Origin of the sequence: Novosphingobium subterraneum (assembly GCF_000807925.1) — a bacterium.
GTDB lineage: Bacteria > Pseudomonadota > Alphaproteobacteria > Sphingomonadales > Sphingomonadaceae > Novosphingobium > Novosphingobium subterraneum.
Genome location: NZ_JRVC01000003.1, coordinates 122,856 through 146,034, shown reverse-complemented (window position 1 = coordinate 146,034; position 23,179 = coordinate 122,856). Strand labels below are relative to the sequence as shown.

At 63.6% G+C, this 23,179-nt stretch carries 16 protein-coding genes and 1 tRNA gene; 11 read left to right on the top strand and 6 right to left on the bottom strand.

The window, feature by feature from the left end:
* Positions 1–27: 27 nt before the first annotated feature.
* The 3 genes from NJ75_RS04195 to NJ75_RS04185 all read right to left on the bottom strand — a co-directional run bounded on the left by NJ75_RS04195 (position 28) and on the right by NJ75_RS04185 (position 3,606).
* Complete coding sequence (locus tag NJ75_RS04195) at positions 28–1,533, bottom strand: flavin-containing monooxygenase (RefSeq protein ID WP_039331743.1); 1,506 nt, start codon at positions 1,531–1,533, stop codon at positions 28–30.
* Between the two features lie 588 nt (positions 1,534–2,121).
* Positions 2,122–3,330 carry a tyrosine-type recombinase/integrase gene (locus NJ75_RS04190; protein WP_039331943.1) on the bottom strand — a complete coding sequence of 403 codons (1,209 nt, stop codon included), beginning with the start codon at positions 3,328–3,330 and terminating at the stop codon, positions 2,122–2,124.
* 202 nt (positions 3,331–3,532) lie between these two features.
* Positions 3,533–3,606: transfer RNA gene (locus tag NJ75_RS04185), tRNA-Gly, on the bottom strand.
* 317 nt (positions 3,607–3,923) lie between these two features.
* Here NJ75_RS04185 and peaA point away from each other — a divergent pair.
* From peaA to NJ75_RS04145, 8 genes are read left to right on the top strand one after another with little or no spacing between them, the layout of a single operon-like run.
* A complete protein-coding gene (gene peaA / locus NJ75_RS04180) occupies positions 3,924–5,732 on the top strand; it encodes a quinohemoprotein amine dehydrogenase subunit alpha (RefSeq protein ID WP_082013256.1) in 1,809 nt (602 codons plus the stop codon).
* Positions 5,729–7,183, top strand: a complete 1,455-nt coding sequence (gene peaB, locus NJ75_RS04175; RefSeq protein ID WP_039331742.1) for a quinohemoprotein amine dehydrogenase maturation protein — start codon at positions 5,729–5,731, stop codon at positions 7,181–7,183. Before peaA ends, peaB begins: the two co-directional genes overlap by 4 nt.
* Entirely contained in the window at positions 7,180–7,506 is a 327-nt protein-coding gene (qhpC, locus tag NJ75_RS04170; protein ID WP_039331741.1) for a quinohemoprotein amine dehydrogenase subunit gamma, read from the top strand. Before peaB ends, qhpC begins: the two co-directional genes overlap by 4 nt.
* A gap of 47 nt (positions 7,507–7,553) precedes the next feature.
* Complete coding sequence (locus NJ75_RS04165; RefSeq protein ID WP_039331740.1) at positions 7,554–8,642, top strand: YncE family protein; 1,089 nt, start codon at positions 7,554–7,556, stop codon at positions 8,640–8,642.
* Between the two features lie 14 nt (positions 8,643–8,656).
* Complete coding sequence (locus tag NJ75_RS04160; RefSeq protein WP_039331732.1) at positions 8,657–9,643, top strand: hypothetical protein; 987 nt, start codon at positions 8,657–8,659, stop codon at positions 9,641–9,643.
* Positions 9,640–11,337: an ABC transporter ATP-binding protein gene (locus NJ75_RS04155; protein WP_039331729.1), complete on the top strand. Its 1,698-nt coding sequence runs from the start codon at positions 9,640–9,642 to the stop codon at positions 11,335–11,337. Before NJ75_RS04160 ends, NJ75_RS04155 begins: the two co-directional genes overlap by 4 nt.
* Positions 11,330–12,013 carry a subtilisin-like serine protease QhpE gene (gene qhpE, locus NJ75_RS04150; RefSeq protein ID WP_082013255.1) on the top strand — a complete coding sequence of 228 codons (684 nt, stop codon included), beginning with the start codon at positions 11,330–11,332 and terminating at the stop codon, positions 12,011–12,013. The genes NJ75_RS04155 and qhpE overlap by 8 nt, the downstream gene beginning before the upstream one ends.
* 9 nt (positions 12,014–12,022) lie before the next feature.
* Positions 12,023–14,050 carry a tetratricopeptide repeat-containing sulfotransferase family protein gene (locus tag NJ75_RS04145; protein ID WP_039331727.1) on the top strand — a complete coding sequence of 676 codons (2,028 nt, stop codon included), beginning with the start codon at positions 12,023–12,025 and terminating at the stop codon, positions 14,048–14,050.
* A gap of 233 nt (positions 14,051–14,283) precedes the next feature.
* Here the strand turns inward: NJ75_RS04145 and NJ75_RS04140 are convergent, their stop codons facing one another.
* Positions 14,284–16,959 (bottom strand): TonB-dependent receptor, encoded by a 2,676-nt coding sequence (locus NJ75_RS04140; RefSeq protein WP_236727053.1) that lies wholly within the window; start codon positions 16,957–16,959, stop codon positions 14,284–14,286.
* A gap of 431 nt (positions 16,960–17,390) precedes the next feature.
* The gene (locus tag NJ75_RS04135) at positions 17,391–17,828 is read right to left on the bottom strand and encodes a VOC family protein (RefSeq protein WP_039331721.1); all 438 of its coding nucleotides are present in this window, start codon (positions 17,826–17,828) and stop codon (positions 17,391–17,393) included.
* 151 nt (positions 17,829–17,979) lie between these two features.
* Between NJ75_RS04135 and NJ75_RS04130 the strand changes: the two genes are divergently transcribed.
* The 3 genes from NJ75_RS04130 to NJ75_RS04120 all read left to right on the top strand — a co-directional run bounded on the left by NJ75_RS04130 (position 17,980) and on the right by NJ75_RS04120 (position 22,386).
* Positions 17,980–18,666, top strand: a complete 687-nt coding sequence (locus NJ75_RS04130; protein ID WP_039331935.1) for an SIMPL domain-containing protein — start codon at positions 17,980–17,982, stop codon at positions 18,664–18,666.
* Positions 18,667–18,771: 105 nt separating this feature from the next.
* Entirely contained in the window at positions 18,772–19,569 is a 798-nt protein-coding gene (locus NJ75_RS04125) for a metallophosphoesterase family protein (protein ID WP_039331720.1), read from the top strand.
* 354 nt (positions 19,570–19,923) lie between these two features.
* Entirely contained in the window at positions 19,924–22,386 is a 2,463-nt protein-coding gene (locus NJ75_RS04120) for a TonB-dependent receptor (protein ID WP_039331933.1), read from the top strand.
* A gap of 424 nt (positions 22,387–22,810) precedes the next feature.
* Here NJ75_RS04120 and NJ75_RS04115 read toward each other — a convergent pair whose 3' ends face one another.
* Positions 22,811–23,101 carry a hypothetical protein gene (locus NJ75_RS04115; protein ID WP_039331719.1) on the bottom strand — a complete coding sequence of 97 codons (291 nt, stop codon included), beginning with the start codon at positions 23,099–23,101 and terminating at the stop codon, positions 22,811–22,813.
* Positions 23,102–23,179: the final 78 nt, after the last annotated feature.

Sequence of the window (23,179 nt, the reverse complement as noted above, 5' to 3'; positions counted from 1 at the left end):
TCCTCGGTCTTTGCGGGTCCGGCCCGGTCAATAGCTGTAGGAAAAGATCGGATCGTCGAGATCGATGGCCGGGATGGCCTTGCTCTCGTAGAGATAATCCTGGCTGTGCTGCCACTCCGGCTTGTCACCGCTGCGTGGCAAGCGGTCCAGGCTGCGCAAGAGGTAGCCGGGATTGAGGTATTCGGTGTCGACCCACGGCCGCAGCGGCATGTCGTGATCATCCGGGCGCAAGGTCGGCGCTACGCTCTTCGCGCCGCGCGCCTCCAGATGGCGCAGCAGGCGGCAGACGAACTCGCCGATCAGGTCCGCGCGCAAGGTCCAGCTATAGTGCCCATAGCCATAAATCCAGGCCATGTTCGGCACGCCGGTGAACATCGTCCCGCGATAGGTCACAGTCTGCGCAAAATCGATATGGCGTCCGTCAACCCGGAAGGGGATCTCGCCCATCACGGACATCTCAAAGCCGGTCGCGGTGATCACCACGTCGCAGTCGATGCGGCTGCCTGAACCAAGCTGGATCCCGGTTTCGTCAAAGGCTGCGATCTGGTCCGTCACGACCGATGCCTTGCCCGAAGCGACGGCCTTGAACAGGTCGCCATCAGGCACAAAGGCCACGCGCTGCTGCATGGGCTTGTAGGGCGGGGTAAAGTGGCGATCGACATCAAAGCCTTCGGGCAGGCAGGCCTTGACCCCGTCGATCAGCAGTTTCTTCAGCTTGTCGGGCGCTGCCTGCGCGCGCTCCAGCAGATCGGCGCGGTCGCGCACCACCTTGCGGCGCATGATTTCATGGATCCAGGCGTCATCGACATACAGCTTGCGCAGTTCGTCCGCCAGGCTGTCGGCATTGCGACCAGCCGCGAAGTAGGTCGGCGTGCGCTGCAACATGGTGACATGCGCGCAGCTATCAGCCAGCGCCGGGATCAAGGTGGCGGCCGTGGCACCCGAGCCGATCACCGTCACCTGCTTGCCGCTGAGATCGAGATCGTCTGGCCAGTGCTGCGGGTGGACAACCTGCCCCTGGAACTGGGCGAGACCTGGCCAGTCCGGCGTGTAGCCGTGTGAATGGCGGTAGTAGCCCTGACACATCCACAGGAAGCGCCCCTGCAGATGGACCAAGCCTTCTATATCACTGCGCTCGACTGCCAGTGTCCAGCTTGCCGCTTCACTCGACCATTCGGCGGATTGGACCTTGTGGCCATAACGGATGTGCGGCCCAAGATTGGCATCCTCGATAGCCCCGCCCAGATAGTCCAGAATCTGCTGGCGCGAAGCGATGGGATCACCCTTCCACGGCTTGAAGCCATAGCCGAAAGTGAACAGATCGCTGTCCGAACGGGTGCCGGGATACTTGTGCATCAGCCAGGTGCCGCCGAACGATTCCATCGCGTCGAGGACAACAAAGCTCAAGTCCGGGCAGTGCTTGCGCAGCAAGGTTGCGCTGCCGATGCCCGAGATCCCCGCGCCGACGATTATAACGTCGAAACGCTCGATCTCTTCTGAGTCGCAACCGGCATCGCTTGAAACCGCAGACATTTCATTCCTCCAGCGCCGGGTGTTTGGTGCGGCGTCGGAGGCTCCCTAGAATCGATCACATGGCTAAACTGTCGCCTATTGGCAGTTTAGTCATGCGAGTTGTTTTTAATCCTCGCCCAAGCGAATGGTGGTGTCTGCAAAGGCCCGAACGCCCACCTAGGCGCTACCCGAGAGTTGGCATACATAGGTCGTCGGTGAACGAACGACGGCTTTCGACCAGACAGATTAAAGCCGATTATGGCCGCATTGTCAGCGGAAACAGACGCTCTCATGCGCCGTTTGGCTCAAGCCCCACCAGGACTCATTTTCATCTGCTCGGACCATATTCGGGGAACGTATCGAACCCACCTCGGCAGCAGGTTTACAAGCACACCGTACGCAGTGGACTGCTAGATGCAAGTTATTGGCGGGATTACGGAAAATGGGAAATATCGGTCTGGTGTCAAACTGATTTGCTTGCAAATCGCGATTTGCAATCGCGTCTGCTGGGGGGATAAATACAGCCATAACAATGGTCTATCCTGACGAATTGCACGCAAGTCGCGATTTGCGCGCCAGTTGCCAGCGATCAGCTCGTTGGATCGCCCATCAGACCGATTTCGCCACGTTCCGCAGGTCGTCCAGGTAGTCACTCCACCACTGCGCCATGGCTACACGCTCCTTCCAATGGGCGCCGCGATGGTACGCAGCGCGTACCTTGTCAGTGTCGCCGTGAGCCAGAGCGCGTTCGATGGCATCGGGGTTCCATTTCCCGCTTTCGTTTAGCAGCGTGGACGCCATTGCGCGGAAACCGTGGGCAGTCATTTCGTCGGTGGCGTAGCCAAGGCGGCGCAGGCCAGCGTTGATCGTGTTGTCGCTCATCGGGCGGCGTCGGGTGCGGACGGAGGGGAAGACATAGCCGCTTGGACCGGTCAGGGGCTGGACGCTCTTCAGGATCGCAATGGCCTGCCGCGAGAGCGGAACGACATGTTCCTTGCGCATTTTGGTCTTGCCTGCCGGGATCGTCCACAGCGCCCCTGCCAGATCGATTTCCGACCATTCCGCGTGTCGTAGTTCGCCGGGGCGGACGAACACATGAGGGGCAAGTTGCATCGCGAATTTTGTGATCGGTTGCCCCTCGTAGCCATCAATTGACCGGAGCAGTTCGCCCACCCCGGCGGGATCGATGACTGCCCCGTAGTGGGTGACGGTGGGGCTTGTCAGTGCTCCCTTGAGGTCACGCGTAGGGTCGGACTTGAGGCGCGCCGTGGCTACCGCAAAGCGGAACACCGAGCCCGCCAGTTGGAGCGTTCGGCGAGCACTCTCGAGGTTGCCTTTGCCTTCGATCCGGCGAACGGCAACCAGCACATCGGCAGGCTCTATTTCGGAGATCGGCATGTTGCCGATGGACCCGCACAGGATCGACAGAAGGTATTCGCAGCGCTTGGCAGTGGCCGGTGCCCAAGCACGCTGCCCATCGCGCTTTCGCTTCTCGCAGAACTCAGCAGTGATTGCCCCGAAGGTATTTTCGGCCTCAACCTTCGCGCGGACCTTATCGCGTTGCTTCTCTCGCACCGGGTCCTTGCCGGCTGCCATGGCCTCGCGGGCTTCGTCGCGCCGCCTGCGAGCCTCGCCCAGGCCGATCTCGGGGTAAGGGCCAATCGCCAGTTTCTTCTCACGCCCGTCAACGCGGAACTTGAACCGCCAGAGTTTTCCGCCGGTTGGCTGGACCAGCAGGAACAGGCCATGGGAGTCGCCCATCTTATAGGGCTTCGTACCCGGCTTAGCATTTCGGACGGCCACATCGGTAAGTGCCACGATTTCAATCCCTTCCATCCTGAGTGGCCCCCTGGGTGGGGGCCACTCGAATTGAGCGAAACCCACTTGGCCCCCAAAAGAGCCCCCAGATTCGCGAGATGCGGCGAGAACAGGCGGGCGCTGGCGGGACAAATGCAGTGTGAAAACCCTAGGATTTCCGAGGACTTCGTAGCATTTCCGGGATGTTGTGGGAAGGGAGGGCTGGAGCGGGTGAAGGGAATCGAACCCTCGTATTCAGCTTGGGAAGCTGCTGCTCTACCATTGAGCTACACCCGCGCGGCCGCAAAGGCTGCTTGATCCGGGGCTGCCGGATGCGCTGCCTCTGGCATGATCGAGGGCTCGTCGTCAACCTTGCGCCTGCACTTGGCCGCATTTGCACGACGCGGCTGCCGACATGCCACTGAACAATGTGCGCGATCAGCGTATGGATCCTGGCCGGGACATGCGCGAAGATCATCCGATAGAGCGCCAAAACCTTTTCGCACCCGCAAAAACAAAGGCGTTGACGAACTTTTGACGTCTGTCCAGTCTTTGCCCTGACACCGCGTCCGACTCGTTCCCGGACACGGCCTGCCAAGGGGGAAATCGCGACCATGACTTTGGCCGAAACTGCTGCCCGTAATCTTGCCACGGATGTTAGCCAGACCGGGGCGAAGCGCCCGCACCGTCGGCATCTTCTCCAATTCCTCGCCCTGACCGCGCTCCCCGCTTCGATTGTCCTGGCACAGTCCGCCAAGGAGCCGCCGCGCGATTCTTCGAACCCGGTGGAGACCGAGGCCGGTATCGCGATCAAGGACCCGCTGGTCGTCGAAAAGTGCGGCAGCTGCCATACTGCAGATGCGAAAGGGAACCTCTCGCGCATCTCCTGGGTGCGCACCACCCCGGAAGGCTGGGCGCAGGTCATCCGCCGCATGGCCTCGCTCAACGGCCTGTCGATCACCCCGGCCGAGGCCAAGGCGGTGATCCGCTCGCTTTCCGCCAGCAACGGTCTCTCGCCCGAGGAAGCCAGGCCGGTTTCCTACCTGCCCGAACACCGCATCGTGGTCGAGAGCAACATTCCCAACGAGACGATCCGCCAGTCCTGCGCGGCTTGCCACGCCTTCGCCCAGCCACTGTCGTGGCGGCGTTCGAAGGCGGAATGGGGCCTGCTGCGCAATCTTCACGTCGCGATGTATTCGCAAGCTGATGCGCAGTTCCGCAAGCCGGTCGAAGACCCGACACAGCCCGTCCCCGCCAACGGGGCGCCCAAGCCGCTCCCGGTCGAGGTCGCGCTCGATTACATGAACAAGACCGCGCCGCTGATGACGCCCGAATGGACGAAGTGGCAGGCGCGGCAATCGTCCGCGAAGCTCGGCGGCAAGTGGCTGGTAAACGCCTTCCTGCCCGGCAAGGGCCTCTACGTCGGCGAGATGATGCTGACGCCGGCCGGCACCGACGACGATTACACCACCGCCATCACCCTGAAGTCACTGACCGATGGCTCCACCCTTACTCGCAGCGGCAAGGGCCTCGTCTACACCGGCTATTCGTGGCGGGGCACGTCATCAAGCGGCCCGGCCGGCGCGCGTCCGGATGCACCGCAGGACCACGAAACGCGTGAGGCTATGCAGTTCTCGCCCGACCGCAAGAGCGCGGAAGGCCGCTGGTTCTGGGGCGACTACACCGAGTTCGGCTTCAACGTGAAGCTGACCCGCGCCGCCGCCGAACCGACTGTCGTTGCGACCTGGCCCTATGCCCTCAAGGCCGGAGCCAGGGGCGCAACGCTCAAGCTGATTGGCGATGCCTTCCCTGCAGGCCTAAAGCCTTCGGACGTCGACCTCGGCAAGGGCGTGACGGTGACCAAGGTTGTCTCCAACAGCCCGACCGAGGCGGTGCTCACGGTCGATGTCGCCCCCGATGCGACCATCGGCGCGCATGACGTCGGCATTGGCGGCTCGATTCTTGCGGCGGGCCTGCCGGTCTACAAGCGGGTGGACTACATCAAGGTCACGCCCGAAACCGCCATTGCCCGCCTCGGCGGCAGCGAGAAGCACGCGCCCGGTTACCAGCAGTTCGACGCGCTTGGCTATGACGCGGGCCTCGACGGCAAGCCCTATACCGCGGATGACGTCTCGCTGGGCCCGATCGACGTGACCTGGTCAATGGAGGAGCTGCCGACCGTCTATTACGACGACGACGTCAACTACGTCGGCAAGCTCAGCCCGACCGCACTGTTCACGCCCGCCATCGACGGGCCGAACCCTGAACGCAAGTGGGGCCGCAACAACTATGGCGAGGTCTGGGTCGTCGCCACGGCCAAGACCGAAAAGGACGCATTGGGCAAGCCGCTCAAGGGCAAGGCGTTCATGGTCGTGTCAGTGCCCGCCTACAAGCGCTGGGATCAGCCGGAGGTGGCCAAGTGACCACGATCCTCGCTCCAAAGTATCGCCGCGGCGATATCCACCTGTTCGAGGCCGATGGCGCAGGTTTCGTCTACCTTGCCTCTGCTGGCGCAATCTTCGCGCTTGATGAAGGCGCCGCCAGCGTCATGGCGATCCTTGGCGAACGGCAGATGGCCTATGGCGAGATGGTCGCCGGGCTGGTCGAAAAGGGCTATTCGCGCGCCGATGCCGAAGACCTGATCCGCGAACTGCGCGCGGTGCGGGGCATAGTCTCGGACGAGATCCGCGAAGCCCCGCTCGCCCCCGCGGCACCCCCTGAGGACTACCCGCTCCAGGCGCTGGTGCTCAACGTCACCAACCAGTGCAACCTTGCCTGCACCTATTGCTACGAGTTCGGCGCGGACAAGATCGCCACGCCCGCAGGCAAGCCCAAGTACATGACGCTGGAGACGGCGAAGACCTCGGTCGACTTCCTGCTTAAGAGTTCGGGCGAGCGGGAAGTGCCGCACATCACCTTCTTCGGCGGCGAGACTTTGATGAACTTCAAGCTGCTGCGCGACGTGGTGCTCTATGCCAACGAAGCGGCAGCGGCGATGGCCAAGCGCATGACCTACAGCCTGACGACCAACGCCACGCTCCTGACCGACGAGATCATCCAGTTCCTCTCGGACCAGGCGATCGGCGTCACCGTCTCGATGGACGGCCCGCCTGACCTGCAGGACCGCCACCGCGTCTACAAGAACGGCAAGGGTTCCTATGCGGTGATGGAACCGCGCCTCAGGAAGCTCATCGCCGGGCACAAGACCCGCGCCATCACCGCCCGCGTCACGCTGACCGAAGGCGTGACCGACGTGATCCGCATCTACCGTCACCTCAAGGATGACCTGGGCTTCCACGAAGTCGGCTTCGCGCCGGTGACGGACTCCGGCGCACAGGCCTACACGCTTGATGACGAGGGCATGGACACGGTCGTCGCCGCGTTCCACGAACTCGCCGCCGAGTGGCTCGCCTATGCTCTGCGCGGGGAAATGCACGGTTTCTCGAACGTGTCGGAAACGATCAGCGAGCTGATCCAGGGCACCAACAAGTCGCACCCTTGCGGCGCTGGTCTCGGGCTGGTGGGAGTGAGCCCTTCGGGCGACCTTTCACCCTGCCATCGCTTCACCGATGCCGATACCCACGTACTCGGCCACGTCACCACCGGCCTTGACAAGGAAAAGCGCACCGACTTCCTGACGCGCGGGCACGTTGGCGCGAAGTATGAATGTTCGTCGTGCTGGGCCCGCCCGCTCTGCGCCGGCGGCTGCCATCACGAGGCCTTCGTCCGCTACGGCGATACCGGCCACGCCAACCTGCACTACTGCGACTGGATCCGCGAATGGACCGAGGCCTGCCTCAAGATCTACGGCACCGTCGCCCAGCGTAACCCTGAATTTCTTGAACGCTTTGCTGCACGAAAGGGCTTGTCATGAAGCACCTGAAACCCCTCAACAAGAAGGCACTGCGGATCGAGGAAACGATCGCCTCGACCGAAGAGGACGTCGTCGCGCTCCAGCAGAAGCCGATGCACACGCCAATGGGCTGCTCGATCTCGTTCTCGCCCGGCTGGGAGGTCGATGCGGGCGGCGGCACGGCAGGCCTGTGCCAGCCGGCGGAGCGCGACATCTACGACTGCTACGTCACCTGCTTCTGGCCGGTGCAGGTCCCAGATCACGTCAACTACTCGCCCGACTGGGCCAGCAATTGCGCGACCGCGGCCAAGGACTGGCGCAGCCTCGACATCATCTTCCCCTGAGCGGCCCGCCTCCACTCCTGACATTTCAGCATCGGAAGACCCGACCCATGAAGAAACTTGGTCTCGCGCTCCTGCCCCTTCTTGCGACCGCCGCGCCGGCGCACGCATCGACCGTGTTCATGGGGTCCTACCCCGACAAGATGCTGATCGTCGACGAGGCGACCGGCGAGATCAAGGATCGCATCACGCTGGCCTCTGGCCTGCCCACCGCGATGCGCATCTCGAACGACAGCAAGAAGATCTACGTCTCCACGATCACCACCAGCGGCATCGAGGTGATCGATACGGCGACCAGGAAGGTGGTCAATTCCTTCAGCCTGAATACGCCGACCGTGCGCTACCGCTTCGGCGGCGGCGTGCCCGATCCCACGGGCCGCTTCTTCTACACGATGATCCAGAAGTTCGAGAAGCTGCAGGATCGCTGGACCGTCAGCCCGCAGATGTTCGGCGTGATCGACCTGACGAAGAAGGCCGTCGTGCGCACCGCAGACGTGCCCGACGAGGACGTCCGCAACGGCGCTGGCCGCGGCAACTACATGCTGTCGAAGGACGGCACCACGCTGTTCCTGATCCGCGACAAGGTGCTGGTCGTCGATACCGCATCGCTCAAGGTAAAGGATCGCCTGGAGTTCTCGAAGCCCGAGGCGACCGGCATCGAAGGCGTCAGCTTCGGCGGCGGCGTGGAGACGTTGCGCAATCCTGACCAGTACGTTTCGATGTTCACCGCGCAGGACCCCTACATCCGCAACAAGGTCTATGGCGTGGGTCGCTTCGATCTCGTCACCAAGACTTTCGACTTCCGCCCCATTGGCCCCGCCCCGGTCGGCGGCGGCATGGCCGGCCTGCAGGTATCGAAGGACATGAAGGAGGGCTGGACCGTCGTCACGCAGGAGAAGGTCGGCAACAAGCGCTGCGAATTCTGGCACCTCGACCTCACCACCAACCTGGTCAAGAACAAGGCCGAGTTCCCCTGCCGCACGCGCTTCCAGTTCGGCATGTCGGGCGATGGCAAGCTGCTCTACATCTATGGCGCCAGCTACGACATCGAGATGTACGATGCGCAGACCCTGAGCCACGTCAAGACCATCGACCTCGGCAACGACACCACCGGCGCGGGGATGATCATAACCCAGTGACGTCGGAAATACTCATGAGGGGGCAGGGCGTCGCGGTGGCTACGGCCGCGCACCTGCTGGACCGGGCCGGGTTCGCGTGTCTGCGCGAGCCCGGCCTGCGGCGTCCGGTGCCGGTGATCATGCTCAGCGATCCGGCCCTCGCCCTGCTCCGTGACGTGTTCGGTGATGCGTCGCTCTTTGCCGACAGGCCCCGGATCAATCAGCGGGTGGTCAAGTGGGGCAGCGCTGAAGCGGTTGCCATGCCGCACGGGGCGGTTGTGGTTTCGGAGGACGACCTTGCCGCGGCGCTCGATCCGGCTGGCCTGTGCGATCCGGGGCGGGTGCACACAGCGTTCACGATTGAGGCGATGGCACCGTTTTCCTGCGGCGAGATGCTGCGCTTCGGTGAGCGAATTTCAGCGACGGCGCGGGTCACTCTGAAAGCAGATGCCCCCGTCCGCACCTGCTGGATCGAGGCGGTCGACGCAGGCTGGCTGTTCCTGATCCCCGATGGCTTCGGCCAAGCGTGGCTGCTGGCCGTCGGCGGCGATCCACAAGCGTTGACGCAGGATGCGCCGCTGATCGGCCCGCTGATCGACGCACTCGAACTTTCGGGCGGCCGGTTCGACACCAGCCCACGCATGCTGGCCCAACTCGCCGGAAACGACTGGCTGTCCTGCGGCACGTCCGCCATCGCCTTCGACCCCATCTGCGGCGACGGCACCGCGCAAGCCGCGCGCGAGGGCATCCTTGCCGCCGCCGTCATCGGCGCTCTCGCGCGGGGCGAGGACCCGACCATGCTCGCCACCCACTACCACTCCCTGCTGCTCGCCTCGCTGCGGCGCCACCTGCAACTGTCACTGCCGTTCTACGCCAATGGCGGTGCAGGGCCATGGTGGCATGACCAGTACGCCGCCGCCCGGGCCGGTTACGATCAGACCACCGCGCTGCTCGCAAGGCTCCCCGAACCTCGCTTTGCACTTCACGGCTTCGATCTCGTCCGCCGCGAGCAGGCCGCATGAGCGAAGCGCCGAAAATCGCACCTTGGAGCACTTACAAGCGCCTCTGGCCATGGCTGAAGCCCTACGCTCCCAGGCTGGTGCTGGTCCTCCTCGGCAGCCTCATCGCCACTGGCCTCACGCTCGCCCAACCGTGGATCTCCAAGCTGATGATCGACGAGGCGCTGCTGAAGCGCGACTGGGACATGCTGGTCAGGATCGCCGCCCTGATGATGGGCGCAACGGTCGGCGGCTTTGCCGTCAATGCTCTGGTATCCTACCGCTATGTCTCGCTCTCGGCGCAGATGCTGTTCGACATGCGCGTCGCGCTGCTGCGCCACCTCCAGCGCCTCTCCCCGCGCTTCTACGGCAGCTTCCGCCTGGGCGACCTCATGTCGCGGCTCAATTCGGACGTTTCGGATGTCCAGCGCGTCGCGGGCGACACCCTGCTTTCCGTATTGAGCAATATGCTGTTCTTCGCCGGCTCGGTCGGCATGATGCTATGGCTCGACTGGAAGCTGTTCCTCGTCGGCACGGTGCTAGTGCCGTTTGCGGTAGTGAGCTTCCTCCACTTCCAGCGCCGCATGACCGACCTCACCCAGCAGATGCGCGAACGTGGCGCGGATATCGGCAGCCTGCTGGCCGACACGATCCTCGGCATGCGCACGGTCAACGCGCTCGGCGCCGAGGATCACGAAGCCAGCCGCTTCGCCCGCGCCAACAGCGGCTTTGTCGGCACGATGCTACGCATGCAGACCACCTCGTACCTCACCGGCGCACTGCCCGGCACGATTGTGACGGCATCGAGCGCGGCGGTGATCCTCTATGGCGGCAAGCAGATCATCGACGGCACCATGACCGTGGGTGCGCTCGTCGCCTTCATCACCTACCATGGCCGCCTCCTCGCCCCGGTGCAGGCACTGATGGGCCTCACCGCCAGTCTCGCCACTGCGCGCGTGGCGCTGGCCCGCATCTTCGAACTGTTCGACACCGCGCCCGAAGTGACCGAGGCCGAAAAGCCATGGCCGCTGCCACTGGTCGCCCGCGAAATCCGCTTCGAAGGCGTGACCATGCATCACGGACGCGAGCGGGTGCTGCGCGATGCCACCCTCGCAATCCCGGCAGGCTCGCTCACCGCTATCATCGGGGCATCCGGCGCGGGCAAGTCCACGCTGGCAGACCTGCTGGTGCGCTTTCTCGATCCCGTCGAGGGCAGCGTCACCATCGACGGCACCGACTTGCGGGACCTTTCGCTTACCGACCTGCGCGCGCGCGTCCTGCTGGTCGATCAGGCCCCGTTCCTGTTCAACGCCTCGATCGCGCAGAACATCGCCTTCGCCCGGCCCGACGCGACGTCCGATGACATTGCCGCCGCCGCCTCTGCCGCCGGACTGGACCCGCTGATCGCCCGCCTGCCCGAAGGCCTGGCCACCCGCACCGGCGAGCGCGGCCTCGCGCTTTCAGCGGGCGAGCGCCACCGCATCGCCATTGCCCGCGCCCTGCTGCGCCAGCCCGACGTGCTGATCCTCGACGAGCCCACCGCCGCACTGGATGAGGTAACCGAACGCCTCGTCGCGCTCGGCCTGCGACGCGCCCTGCCCCATGCCACGCTGATCGTGATCACGCACAAGCCAGCGCTGGCCGAGATGGCAGACCACGTGATCCGGCTCGAGAAAGGCAAGGCGCGCCGGGAACCGCAGGTCACCGCCCATGGCTAAGGTTGCTGTCATCGACAGCGGGGTCCACCCCACCCACCCGCACATCGACGCGGCACGGCTGTTGCCGGGGTGCTCGGTTCTCGCCGATGGCACGGTGTTGACCGACCCGCTCGAAACGGTCGACAAGCTTGGGCACGGCACCGCCGTCACCGCCGCAATCCAGGAGCTTGCGCCCAACGCCGAGATCCTGACCATCCGCGTCTTCCGCGATGGCCTTCGCGCCTCGGCCCGCGCACTGGCGACGGGCATCCGGCAGGCGCTCGAAGCCGAATGCGACCTGATCAACCTCAGCCTCGGCACCGCCAACCCCACCCATGCCGAGGTCTTCGCCCTGCTTGCCGAGGAAGCAGCAGACCGTGGCGCGCTGATCGTCGCTGCTTGCGAGGCCGAGGGACAGCCCTGCTGGCCGGGATGCCTGCCTCAGGTCCTCGGCGTCGGCCTCGACTGGGACCTGCCGCGCGGCCAGCCGCGCCTTTCTCCCGACCGCCTCATGGTCATCGCCTCAGGCTACCCGCGCCCGATCCCCGGCGTCGAACCTCGCCGCAACCTCTATGGCGTCAGCTTCGCCGTGGCGCAAGTAACCGGCTGGATCGCGGCACATGGGCTGCGGAGCCGGGCCGAGGTCATCGCAGCTTGCGCCGATTTGCGTACACCGCAAAGGATCGGTGCCGACTAGGCTTGCACCATGATCCAGCAGTTGCGCGCGCCCTCGCCCCAGCAAGCCCTCGCCGAGGGCGAAGCGCTGCTCGTAATCGCGCCGCACAAGGCGCTGTCAGCTGCCGAAGTCGTGCTGCGGCAGGCACCCGGCTTTCCGCCCGCAGAATTCCTCGCCGCCCGCGCCTTGCGCCGCATGGGCAAGGGCAAGCAGGCAGTGGCAAAGCTCGATGCCCTCGCCCGCGGCAATGGTCGGGTCCCCGCCGTGCTGTGGGAACTGGGCCAAGCCGCTGCCGAAGCAAACGACACGCCGCGCGCCATCGCAGCACTGCAGGCGCTCACCCAATTGCAGCCGCGCATCGCCGGCGGCTGGTTCCTCCTCGCGCGGCAGTTGCGCAAGGCTGGCCGCGCCGACGAAGCATGGCGCGCAGATCTGTCCGGCGTCCACGCATCCTCGTGCGATACGGGCCTGCTCAAGGCAGCGCTCGCCGTCCAGGACGGCGATCTCGAGAGTGCGGACCGGATGCTCGCCGAACGCCTCGCCCGCGAAGGCGACGACCCACCAGCGCTGCGCCTCCACGGTGAAATCGCCTGGCGCAAGGGCGAGATGACGCCCGCCATCGCGCGCGTCGAACAAGCCGTGGCCAGCGCCCCCGGCTTCGATCTGGCGCGCGATTTCCTGATCCGCCTGCTGCTCCAGACCAACCGCTTGCCAGAAGCGCTCGATCATGCCGAAGTGCTGCAGGCCTCGCCGATCCCTTCGCCGGGGCACAAGCTGATCCTTGCCTCGGTGCTGGTGCGGCTCGGACATCAGGAACGCGCTGCGGGTCTCTATCGCAAGCTGCTCGCCGCAGACCCGGACCAGCCGCAGGTCTGGCAGAATCTCGGCCACGTGCTCAAGACGCTGGGGCAGCAGGCCGAGGCGGTCGAGGCCTATCGCGCCGCCGTCTCCCGCCAGCCGACCATGGGCGAAGCGTGGTGGAGCCTTGCCAATCTCAAGACGGTGAAGCTCGGGCCAGACGACATAGCCACAATGGAGGCCGCCCTCGCCACGCTCGGCGAGGCGCAGGATGAGCGCAAGGAGGACGTCTTCCACCTGCACTTCTCGCTCGGCAAGGCCTTCGAGGACGCGAAGGACGCCGCAGCCTCGTTTGCGCACTACGACAAGGGCAATGCCCTGCGTCGCACGATGATCCTCCATGATGCCGATACTTTCAGCGCCGAAGTGCAGGCCGCGAAGCAGACTTTCACCGCCGCCTTCATTGCCACCCTGGGCGAAGGTGGCTGCCCTGCGCCCGATCCGATCTTCGTCGTCGGCCTGCCGCGCTCAGGCTCGACGCTGGTCGAGCAGATCCTGTCGAGCCATCCGATGGTCGAAGGCACGATGGAACTGCCCGAGTTGATGATGATCGGCGCGCGCCTGCAATCGCGCGTTGACGAGGGCGAGTTCGCCGATTTCGCCACGATGATAGCCTCGCTCACCCCGGCAGACCGGCTGCGGCTGGGCGAGGAGTACATCGAGCGCACCCGCGTTCACCGCCAGACCGATCGGCCACTGTTCATCGACAAGATGCCGAACAACTGGCAGCATGTCGGCCTGATCCGCCTGATCCTGCCCAACGCCAAGGTGGTCGATGCGCGGCGCCACCCGCTGTCTTGCTGCTTTTCCGGCTGGAAGCAGCATTTCGCGCGCGGCCAGACCTTCACCTATGACCTGACCGACATCGGTCGCTACTACGCCGACTACGTCAACCTGATGGCAAAGTGGGATGCGCAAGCGCCCGGCCACGTCCATCGCGTGATCTACGAGCGCATGGTCGCCGATACCGAAGCCGAAGTGCGGCGCCTGCTGAGTTACATCGGCATTCCGTTCGATCCCGCCTGTCTCGAATTCTACAAGACCGAGCGCGCCGTGCGCACGGCGAGTTCCGAGCAGGTCCGCCAGCCGATCTTCAAGGATGGGCTCGAGGCGTGGAAGCCCTACGAGCCGTGGCTTGCCCCACTCAAGGCAGCGCTGGGACCGGTGCTGGAAAGCTATCCCGACGCGCCTGCGGGCTGATAGTCCAACCGTTGCGAATGCAGCGAGGCAATGGACCCCGGCCTTCGCCGGTGTGACGGCAATTGTCTCAACGAGTCAAAGGGATCGTCACCCCGGCGCAGGCCGGGGTCCATGACGCCAGCGACGCACACCTCATCCATCGCTCCCACGCCATATCCCACCACCCCAAAAAAGCCCCCACGGTTTCCCGCGGGGGCCTCAGGTTCCTTACGCAGGGTAAAGTCTTTGAAACCTCAGTACTTCTGGCCCCAGCGGATGCCGAAGAACTGCGGCTTGATGATGAAGGTGCGCGACGATCCCGAGCAGAAGTCGATCGAGCAGAAGGTGTTCTTGGTCAGCTGCCCGCGCTTGTCGAAAGCATTCTGGAGGAACACGTCGAGCGTCCAGCTTTCGGTCTTGATCCCGGCCGAGAAGTCGAAGCTGACAAAGCCCGGCGTGTTTCCGTACAGCGCGTTCTGGTCGACGTTGAGGTCCTGCGTCGCCCCTGTCTGGTAAAGCGCCGCACCCTGAACGTAGAAGTCCTTGTCGCCCCAATCGCCGTCATAGCGCACAGAAGTAGTGCCCTTGAACTTCGGCTGACGTGGCAGGCGGGTCCCATCGATTGCGGCAACCGAAGGAGTCTGTCCGTTGGTGCCAGGAACCGGCGTGCCCACGGCACAGGTCGCCAGCTGCGTGATGGTAAGCGCCGTCCGGTCTGCAATGAAGTTGCAGAAATTGCCTTTCAGCTTGCCGTCGTTGAACGCGCCAGATGTCGAGATCGTGACCGCGCCAAGCTTGAGATCGGCGTCATACTCGATGCCCTTGACCTCAGCCTTGCCGGCGTTGCCGGTGTAGCCCGCGCCTTGTGCGCCGGCAACGACCACCGAATACTGGATGTTGTTCCACTTCTCGAGATAGACCGCTGCGTTCAGGCGGAACATGTTGTTCCAGGTTCCCTTGAAGCCCAGCTCGAAATTGGTCAGCTCTTCCGACTTGAAAGGCGGTGCAGCCACGATGACCTGCGGCAACCCGCCCGAGGCGCGAATGCGCAAGGGTCGGTTGAAGCCCCCCGGACGGAACCCGGTCGAGTAGTTTGCATAGATCATCTTGTCCGGCTGGAACTGCCAGTTCAGCGCAACCTTGTGCGTCTCGCCCTGCTCGCGATAGCGTCCGACGCTGAGCGGATCGAGACGATTGAAGTTGCGGCACTGCAGGCGTTCGGCCGGCAGAGGCAGCGGACAGCCGACCGAGTTGGTCGGCAGGAAGATCGACGGTGCATTCTGCGCCGATGCCGCAACACCGCCAAACCCGGTCACGTCAAATCGCGTCCAGAAATAGCGGATGCCGCCGGTCAGCTTCAGTTCGGGGGTGATGTTGTAATGCCCTTCGGCGAAGACCGCGTAGTCCTTCCAGTGGTTGGTCTGCTCGCTCAGGTAGAAGGCATCGCGCTTCACCGCAGGTGAACCGAGCACCATCGTGCCGCCTTGGCTGACCGGAATGCCGAAGCCGGCGGGGTTGCTGTCGCCGCCACCGGACATGGTATAGCCGACGATGTCGGCAAGACCATGGATGCCGTAGTCATTGTTGATCTCGTTGGTCTGGTGGTGGAGGAAGCCACCGATCGTCACGTCGAAAGGCCAGGACTTGGGCGTGGTCAGCCGGATTTCCTGCGTGAATTTCCGCTCGTTGCGCAGACCGCTGTAATACTGCGTCGGGTTGATCAGGTTGGTGCATTTCAGCGTTGCGCCCGATCCGGTGCAGCCGTCCTTGCTGAAGAACTGGAGGTAGTTCTCGTAGCCCGGACCGAAGCCGTCATAGGTTACGGTGTAGTAGGTGTAGTCGTTCAGCAGCTTGATCTGGCGCTGATAGTAACCGGTCGCAGAGACCAGATCGAAATCACCAATGTGGCCGTGGATGCTCAGCGCGGCCTGGTAGAACCTGTCGTTCTGGCTGGTCTTGTCGTAGTCGTGGACCTCAAGGTCGCCCACGCGCGGATCGAAACCGAAGTACCCGTTGGCGATCTGCTGCTGCGCGGTGATCTGGGGCATGATGTCCCAGCCATCGAACGGTTGCCACAGCACCTGCAGGCGCCCGCCGTATCCTTCAATGGTGTTGTAATCGTCCTGCGCGATCGAAGAGTTGTCGAGCGTGTAGCTGGTGTTCGGGTTGTCGTCGCCCAGCGTCAGGACCGAGGGGCTGCCATCGTTGAACTTGCCGTTGTTGGGCGTGTTGTCGATGTAGCCGCCGTCACGCCGGTAGAAGCCCATCGCGCGGATCGCCAGATTGTCGGCAATCGGCACGTTGATGTAGCTCTGGTACTGGCCACCGAAATCGCCCTTGCCGTACTTGTTGACCTCGGCATCATAGCCGAACTCGAACTTGTCGGTCGTCGGCTTCTTGGTGATGAAGCGGATCGTGCCGGCCAGCGAACCTGCGCCATAGAGCGTACCCTGCGGACCCGAAAGCGCCTCGATGCGCTCCAAATCATAGGCCATGATGTCGGGGAGGCCGGTGCCGGTGATCGGAATGTCGTCGATGTAGTAGCCGACCGATTCGCGCCCGCCACCTGCCGGCACGATGCCGCGGAAATAGGGGGTGTTGCGGCCCGGGCCAATGCCGGCGAAGGTGACCGAGGGGAGCAGCGAGGCAAAATCGGTCAGGCCCTTGACCTGACGCTGGCCAAGCGTGTCGGCGCTCAAGGCCTGCATCGAGATCGGAACCTTCTGGATCGAAGTGGCCGTGCGCGTCGCCGTCACCACGATCTCGCCCAGACCCTGCTCTTCGGCGGCCTGCGGTTCGGCAGCGGGAGCGGCGGCTTCCTGCGGCTCGTCGGCGGCATGGGCGATTGCGGGCAGGACCATCGTGGAAAGGATGGTTGAAACGCCCAGCGCCCGCATGGCTTTCGATTTGAACCCGATCTGCTTTTTCATCTCGTCAACCCCCTGTATGGCTCGGCCAGGCAAGTCTGGCCCGGCCCTCGCTTCTCCCCGTGCATCCATCCCCAATCTCGTTGCGCATCCTCGCCACCTTGCACCGCAACATGGCCAGGCCGCCGCGCGAACGGCCCAGATGAAAAGGCAAAGCTTTCCCGCCAGCCGAAGACAGCAGTGTCTCCGGCCCCGTCGCGTCAGCGCGACAGACGTCAGTTTGTCAGCAATACCCCTTCGACCGGCGCGGCCTTTTGGCCATTCCATGACGCCTGTCCGGGATTGATAATGCTGCACAGCAACATGGAGTCAACGCCCTTTTGGACAGGTGCCTCACCCTTTTCATCCACCCCCGCCGGAACCACCGACCGATAAAAGAAAACGGCGCCCGGACCGAACCGGACGCCGCTTTGGCTGGTGCAGGATAGGGGGGCTTACCAGGTGCCGGTATTCGGCATGCTGGCCCAGGGCTCCTGGGGCGGGAGATGACCCTCCTGAAGCAGTTCGATCGAAATGCCGTCGGGCGACTTCACGAAAGCCATGTGCCCGTCGCGCGGGGGGCGATGTACGATGTGGCCTGCGTCCATGATGCGCTGGCAGGTCTCGTAGATATTGTCGACGCGATAGGCGAGGTGGCCGAAATTGCGCCCGCCGTCATAGACTTCGGCTGGAGACCCATCCTCGGGCGGCCAGTTGTAGGTCAATTCCACTTCGGCCACGCCCTCCTGGCCCGGTGCTGCCAGAAAGATCAGTGTGAAGCGGCCCTGCTCGCTCGAGAAGCGGCGCGTCTCCTTGAGACCGATCAGTTCGAAAAAGGCGATTGTCGCGTCCGGGTCGGTCACGCGGATCATGGTATGGAGAAACTTGGTCACGGCTAGGCATTCCGTTCAAAAACAGTTCATCGATAGAATCGCACAACTTGTCGCAGGCACACAAGCCCGGGAGGTGGCGATGCAGGGTGAAGATAGCGACGACAGGATCGAAACCCAAGGGTCGCCCGCGCGCATCCTGCCGCAAGGCGGAATGGCGCTCCTGCCGGTGGCGATCCTCGCAGCTGGACTGGTCGCCGGCGGCTGGTTCATCGGCGATGGTTTCCGCCGCGCCAAGGTCGCTGATCGCTCTGTCACCGTGCGCGGGCTCGCCGAGCGCGAGGTGACCGCCGACCTTGCCACTTGGACCCTGGCCTATTCCGCCACCGCGCCCGACCTTGCCAGCGCACAGGCCAGCGTCGACCGCGACAGCCAGTCGATCCGGGCCTTCTTCGGCGAGCTCGGCTTTCCCGCAGAAGCGCTGCAGCCGACCGGGGTCAACGTCCAGACCATGACCAGCGACGGTGTCGTCAGCTTCTCGGTCCGCCAGCGCATGACCTTGCGCACCACCGACATCGCCCGGGCGCAACGGGCTGTGAAGCGCCAGTTCGATCTGGTCCGGCGCGGCGTGATGCTCGAGGAAGGCTCAGGGATGGCCTATACCTTCACGCGCCTCAACGCGATCAAGCCGGAGATGGTCGCTGCCGCCACCAAGGACGCACGCGCCGCCGCCGAACAGTTCGCGCGTGACAGTGGCGCTTCGGTCGACGGCATCAAGACCGCGAGCCAAGGCTATTTCGAGATCACCGCGCGCGATGGCGATGGCGGGGGTTGGGGCGTCTCGGACACGCCCTACAAGAAGGTCCGGGTGGTCACGACCATCGACTTCTACTTGCGCTGACCGGGCGAGGCTGCGGCAAGCCTGGAGGGCCTCTGCAACGTATCGGATGGCAAAGGTGTTGCATGATGCACAGGCCGGGGCCATATCGCGCGCTAACGAGGATCCATGTTCAACAAGCTTCGCTCGCTGTTTTCATCTCCTGTCGTCGAAGAGCCCCTGCCGCCGCAGGCGTCCATGCCTGCCGGGCAGCGCGTCTATGCAATTGGCGACATCCACGGACGGCTTGACCTGTTCGAGCAGCTGCTCGCGCGGATCGACGCCGACGACGCCGCACGTGGGCCTGCCGATACGACGCTTATCCTCCTGGGCGATCTGGTCGATCGTGGCCCGGACAGCCGCGGCGTGATTGAACGGGCCATGCAGCTCATGGCCACGGGCAAGGTGCGTATCCTTGCCGGCAACCACGAAGAGATGATGCTCGGAAGCCTTCGCGACGAGGAAACCATGCGCCATTTCCTGCGCCACGGTGGCCGGGAAACGCTGTTCAGCTATGGGCTGCGTGGCGAAGAATACAGCCGGGGCAATCTCGAGGAGATCATCGATCGGGCCAACGCGCTGGTTCCACCCGAACACGTTGCCTTCATGCAGGCGATGGAAGACCAGATCGTCGTCGGCGATTACCTGTTCGTCCACGCCGGTATTCGCCCTGGCGTACCGCTTGACCGGCAGATGCCGTCGGATCTGCGCTGGATTCGCCGCGAATTCCTCGATCATGCCGAACCGCACGGGCACCTCGTCGTGCATGGCCACACCATCACCGACGAACCGGTCCTGAGGCATAACCGCATCGGCATAGACACCGGCGCTTTCGCCTCTGGCAAGCTTACCGCATTGGGCTGCGAAGGCGATCACCGCTGGCTGTTGACCGCTTTCATCGCACCGCAGGAACGCGAAGCCGCCTGAGCCGTTGAGGCGGCGCACTTCGCTGCGATGCAACAATTTTTGTTATGTGTTGCAACATAGCCACGTCTTCGGAAAAGTAGCTTGAAACCGGCGATCTGCGCAATCTTTGGATATGCGCAGGCAACCTTCGCGACAGTTTTTTACGCAGTCGCAAACAAAGCCGCCGCACTGTCGTAACCTCGTCATTATAGTGTCACCTGAGACCGGTTTGGAGCCATCGCAAGGGCCGCTAAGGCCGCTCGCGAAGGTTCGGCGCACCGGGTGATTCCCGCTCCGGCCTAAGCATACGGCGGGGAATCAACCACGCCACAAACCGCGCCACACGGCGCCATGTAACGGGGTCAGATAATGCAGATGAAGTTCCTGGTCGCAGCGTCGACCATTGCTCTCGGTAGCGTCGCAATGGCCGGCGCAGCCCACGCCCAGTCGACCGGCTCGGTCGACTTCGAACAGCCGATCATCGTCACGGGCACCGTAGCCAAGTCGGTCGCAGGCGTCGAAACGCCGAACACGACCCGCGCCAAGCAGGTGCTCGACCAGGCCATCATCAGCCGCCAGGCTCCCGGCCAGTCGATCAACGACATCATCAACCTCGTGCCGGGCGTCAGCTTCCAGAACAACGACCCGTTCGGTTCGGCCGGCGGCACGCTCACCATCCGTGGCTTCGACAGCACCCGCATCTCGCAGACCTTCGACGGCCTGCCGCTGAACGACACCGGCAACTACGCGCTCTATTCCAACCAGCAGCTTGATCCCGAGCTGATCGAGCAGGTGAACGTCAACCTCGGCTCGACCGATGTCGATAGCCCGACTGCTGCCGCTTCGGGTTCAACCGTGAACTACCGCACCCGCAAGCCGACCGAAGACTTCGGCGTGCGCATGGTCGGTTCGGCCGGGCGCTTTGATTTCATGCGCGTGTTCGGCTCGATCGACACCGGCAACCTCGACGCCTCGGGCCTGCGCGCGTTCATCGCCGCCAGCTCTGCCACCAACGACACGATCTTCGGCGGCATCGGCGAGATCAACAAGAAGCAGATCAACGCCCGCATCTACCAGCCGCTGGGCGACAATGGCGACTTCATCTCGATCGCCGGTCACTACAACCGCAACCGCAACAACTTCTTCGGTTCGGTCAACCTGCGCAGCGACACCTTCCCCGACACCAAGGCCGAGCGTGACATCCAGACCGCGCGCTGCATCATTCCTGCACCGGTTGCTGGCGTTGAAGATAAGGCTAGCAGCTGCGGTTCGGCGTTCGACTATCGCTACAACCCCTCGAACACCGGCAACATCCGCATCAATTCGCGCTTCACGCTGGCCGACGGACTCGTGCTGACCGTCGATCCCAGCATCCAGTACACCAAGGCCAACGGCGGCGGCACGCTGATCGCCAGCGAAGGCCTCACCCCGCAGGGCCTTTCGGGCTTCATCCAGGGCTCCAGCTCGAACCCGAACTACTTTGCAGGGGTCGACATCAACGGCGACGGTGACACCAAGGACACCGTGCGCGTCCACAGCCCCAGCCAGACCCAGACCTGGCGCCTCGGCGTCATCTCGTCGCTGCGTTACGATATCGACGACAACAACACCGTCCGCCTTGCCTATTCGTACGATCGCGGCCGTCACCGGCAGACGGGTGAAGCGGGGCTGCTCGCCCAGAACGGCTTCGGCGCCGATTACTTCCCGGTCGACAACCCGATCCTCGCCAAGGACGGTTCGAGCCTGCAGAAGCGCAACCGCCTGTCCTATGCCATCCTGCATCAGGTTTCGGGCGAATACCGCGGCGACTTCAAGGATCTGACGGTCACCGCCGGCGTGCGCATGCCGTTCTTCCGCCGCAACCTGACCAACTACTGCTTTGCCACTTCGGCAAGCGGCAACGTCGCCTGCTTCGGCACCGATGCGGCCAACGCCACGTATGACGCGGCAACCACCTTCGAGCGTCCGCAGCAGCGCATCTTCAACTATTCGAAGCCGCTGCCGACCGCCGGCTTCACCTACCGCATCGGTGCCAGCGCCAGCGTGTTCGGCAACTACTCGAAGGGTCTGCAGGTGCCGGGTACGGACAACCTCTACCAGTCGTTCTTCTACGCTCCGGATCGTGCTGAAGCGAAGCCCGCACCCGAAACCTCGCACAACTTCGACCTCGGCTTCCGCGTCCGTTCGGGCCGGGTGCAGGCGCAGGCTTCGGGCTGGTGGACGATCTACAACAACCGTCTGGCCTCGGCCTACGACGTCGATCTCGACGCGACGATCTATCGCAACCTCGGCCGCGTGGACAAGTACGGCATCGATGGCTCGATCTCGTTCATGCCGATCGACCAGTTCAGCCTCTACCTGTTTGGCTCTTACCTGAAGTCGAAGATCAAGAACAACGTGGTCACGGGCGAGACGATCTCGAACGGCCAGACCGTTCCGGTCTTCGCCCAGACTGCTGGAAAGCGTGAAGGCGGCGCTCCGGTCTACACCTTCGGCGCCCGCGCCCAGGGTGAAATCGGCCCGGTCTCGCTCGGCGTCCAGGCCAAGCGCACCGGTCCGCGCTACGTCAACGACCAGAACCTGCCGATCACCTCGGGCGGTTCGGTGGTCTATCCGAACAAGACCCCGGCCTACACGCTGGTCGATCTCGACGCCAAGGTCAGCCTCGAGTTCCTCGGCCTGAATGACAAGACGTTCTTCCAGCTGAACGTCCTCAACGTGTTCGACGAAGTCTACGTCGGCGGCTTCAGCGGCACCGCAACCTCGACCACCAGCGTGCCCTTCGCCCAGATCGGCGCACCGCGCACGGTGATCGGCTCGATCAGCGTCGGCTTCTGATAAGCCTAAACGGTTGAACAAAACGGCGCGGGGTGGGGAAACTCACCCCGCGCTTTTTGTTGTGCTGGGGGGATGTTTGGCGATCAAGGGGCCATTGCTCCAAAAGCTGCCGTTCAGCGCACGAGGCCTTCTCGGACGCCGGCCAAATGTCCCCACCGCTTCACTTTCGCCAGAACCTGCCCTCGCGAACAATTTGGCAATGATAACACGCGGAATTTCGACCGTCCTTGCTGTACGAGTCGTGCGTCCCCCCGGCCAGCTTACAATCCGCACCCTTCGGGACGAGGCCAATAAGGCAAAACGGCAATCTCTGCCGCACCCAAGTCCTGAGCCGATAAGGGCGTTGCGCGGGGGGGCCACCAGAAGTCATACAGAAAAGCTAGGGATGCGCCCGCAGGAATTCCAGTCACTTACCTCTGCGACCTCACGCCTTCGGCTTCCACCAAGCGAAAGCCAAAATCATCAGGCCGCTGACAAACGCGCCGATCGCTATCCAGCCCGCCATAAAAGGCAGTTCAGGTCCGCAGAAGTCGATGCAATACGCCGCCGGACCTTTGGCTGGAGCATCGAGGCCAAAGAAATCGGCAAAAGACTCCCACCCGCCGGAAATTGCCGATCTCACATACGCATTTACGATCCACGCTTGAACCGCTCCCGTCAGAAGCGAGACAAGGAAAAGCAACAGCGCAGCGAGCAGTCGTCGATCACGCTGCATTATCTTCCTCCGGTCAGCGCTAACGTAGAAGTCCAAAATTTGTGATCGCAACGATTTACCCCAAACACGCCATTCAGC

Excerpts from the sequence above, each read along its gene's own strand:
- NJ75_RS04195 (WP_039331743.1), bottom strand. The coding sequence starts at position 1,533 with ATGTCTGCGGTTTCAAGCGATGCCGGTTGCGACTCAGAAGAGATCGAG.
- peaA (WP_082013256.1), top strand. The coding sequence starts at position 3,924 with ATGACTTTGGCCGAAACTGCTGCCCGTAATCTTGCCACGGATGTTAGC.
- qhpC (WP_039331741.1), top strand. The coding sequence starts at position 7,180 with ATGAAGCACCTGAAACCCCTCAACAAGAAGGCACTGCGGATCGAGGAA.
- NJ75_RS04165 (WP_039331740.1), top strand. The coding sequence starts at position 7,554 with ATGAAGAAACTTGGTCTCGCGCTCCTGCCCCTTCTTGCGACCGCCGCG.
- NJ75_RS04160 (WP_039331732.1), top strand. The coding sequence starts at position 8,657 with ATGAGGGGGCAGGGCGTCGCGGTGGCTACGGCCGCGCACCTGCTGGAC.
- NJ75_RS04155 (WP_039331729.1), top strand. The coding sequence starts at position 9,640 with ATGAGCGAAGCGCCGAAAATCGCACCTTGGAGCACTTACAAGCGCCTC.
- qhpE (WP_082013255.1), top strand. The coding sequence starts at position 11,330 with ATGGCTAAGGTTGCTGTCATCGACAGCGGGGTCCACCCCACCCACCCG.
- NJ75_RS04145 (WP_039331727.1), top strand. The coding sequence starts at position 12,023 with ATGATCCAGCAGTTGCGCGCGCCCTCGCCCCAGCAAGCCCTCGCCGAG.
- NJ75_RS04140 (WP_236727053.1), bottom strand. The coding sequence starts at position 16,959 with ATGAAAAAGCAGATCGGGTTCAAATCGAAAGCCATGCGGGCGCTGGGC.
- NJ75_RS04130 (WP_039331935.1), top strand. The coding sequence starts at position 17,980 with ATGGCGCTCCTGCCGGTGGCGATCCTCGCAGCTGGACTGGTCGCCGGC.
- NJ75_RS04125 (WP_039331720.1), top strand. The coding sequence starts at position 18,772 with ATGTTCAACAAGCTTCGCTCGCTGTTTTCATCTCCTGTCGTCGAAGAG.
- NJ75_RS04120 (WP_039331933.1), top strand. The coding sequence starts at position 19,924 with ATGAAGTTCCTGGTCGCAGCGTCGACCATTGCTCTCGGTAGCGTCGCA.
- NJ75_RS04115 (WP_039331719.1), bottom strand. The coding sequence starts at position 23,101 with ATGCAGCGTGATCGACGACTGCTCGCTGCGCTGTTGCTTTTCCTTGTC.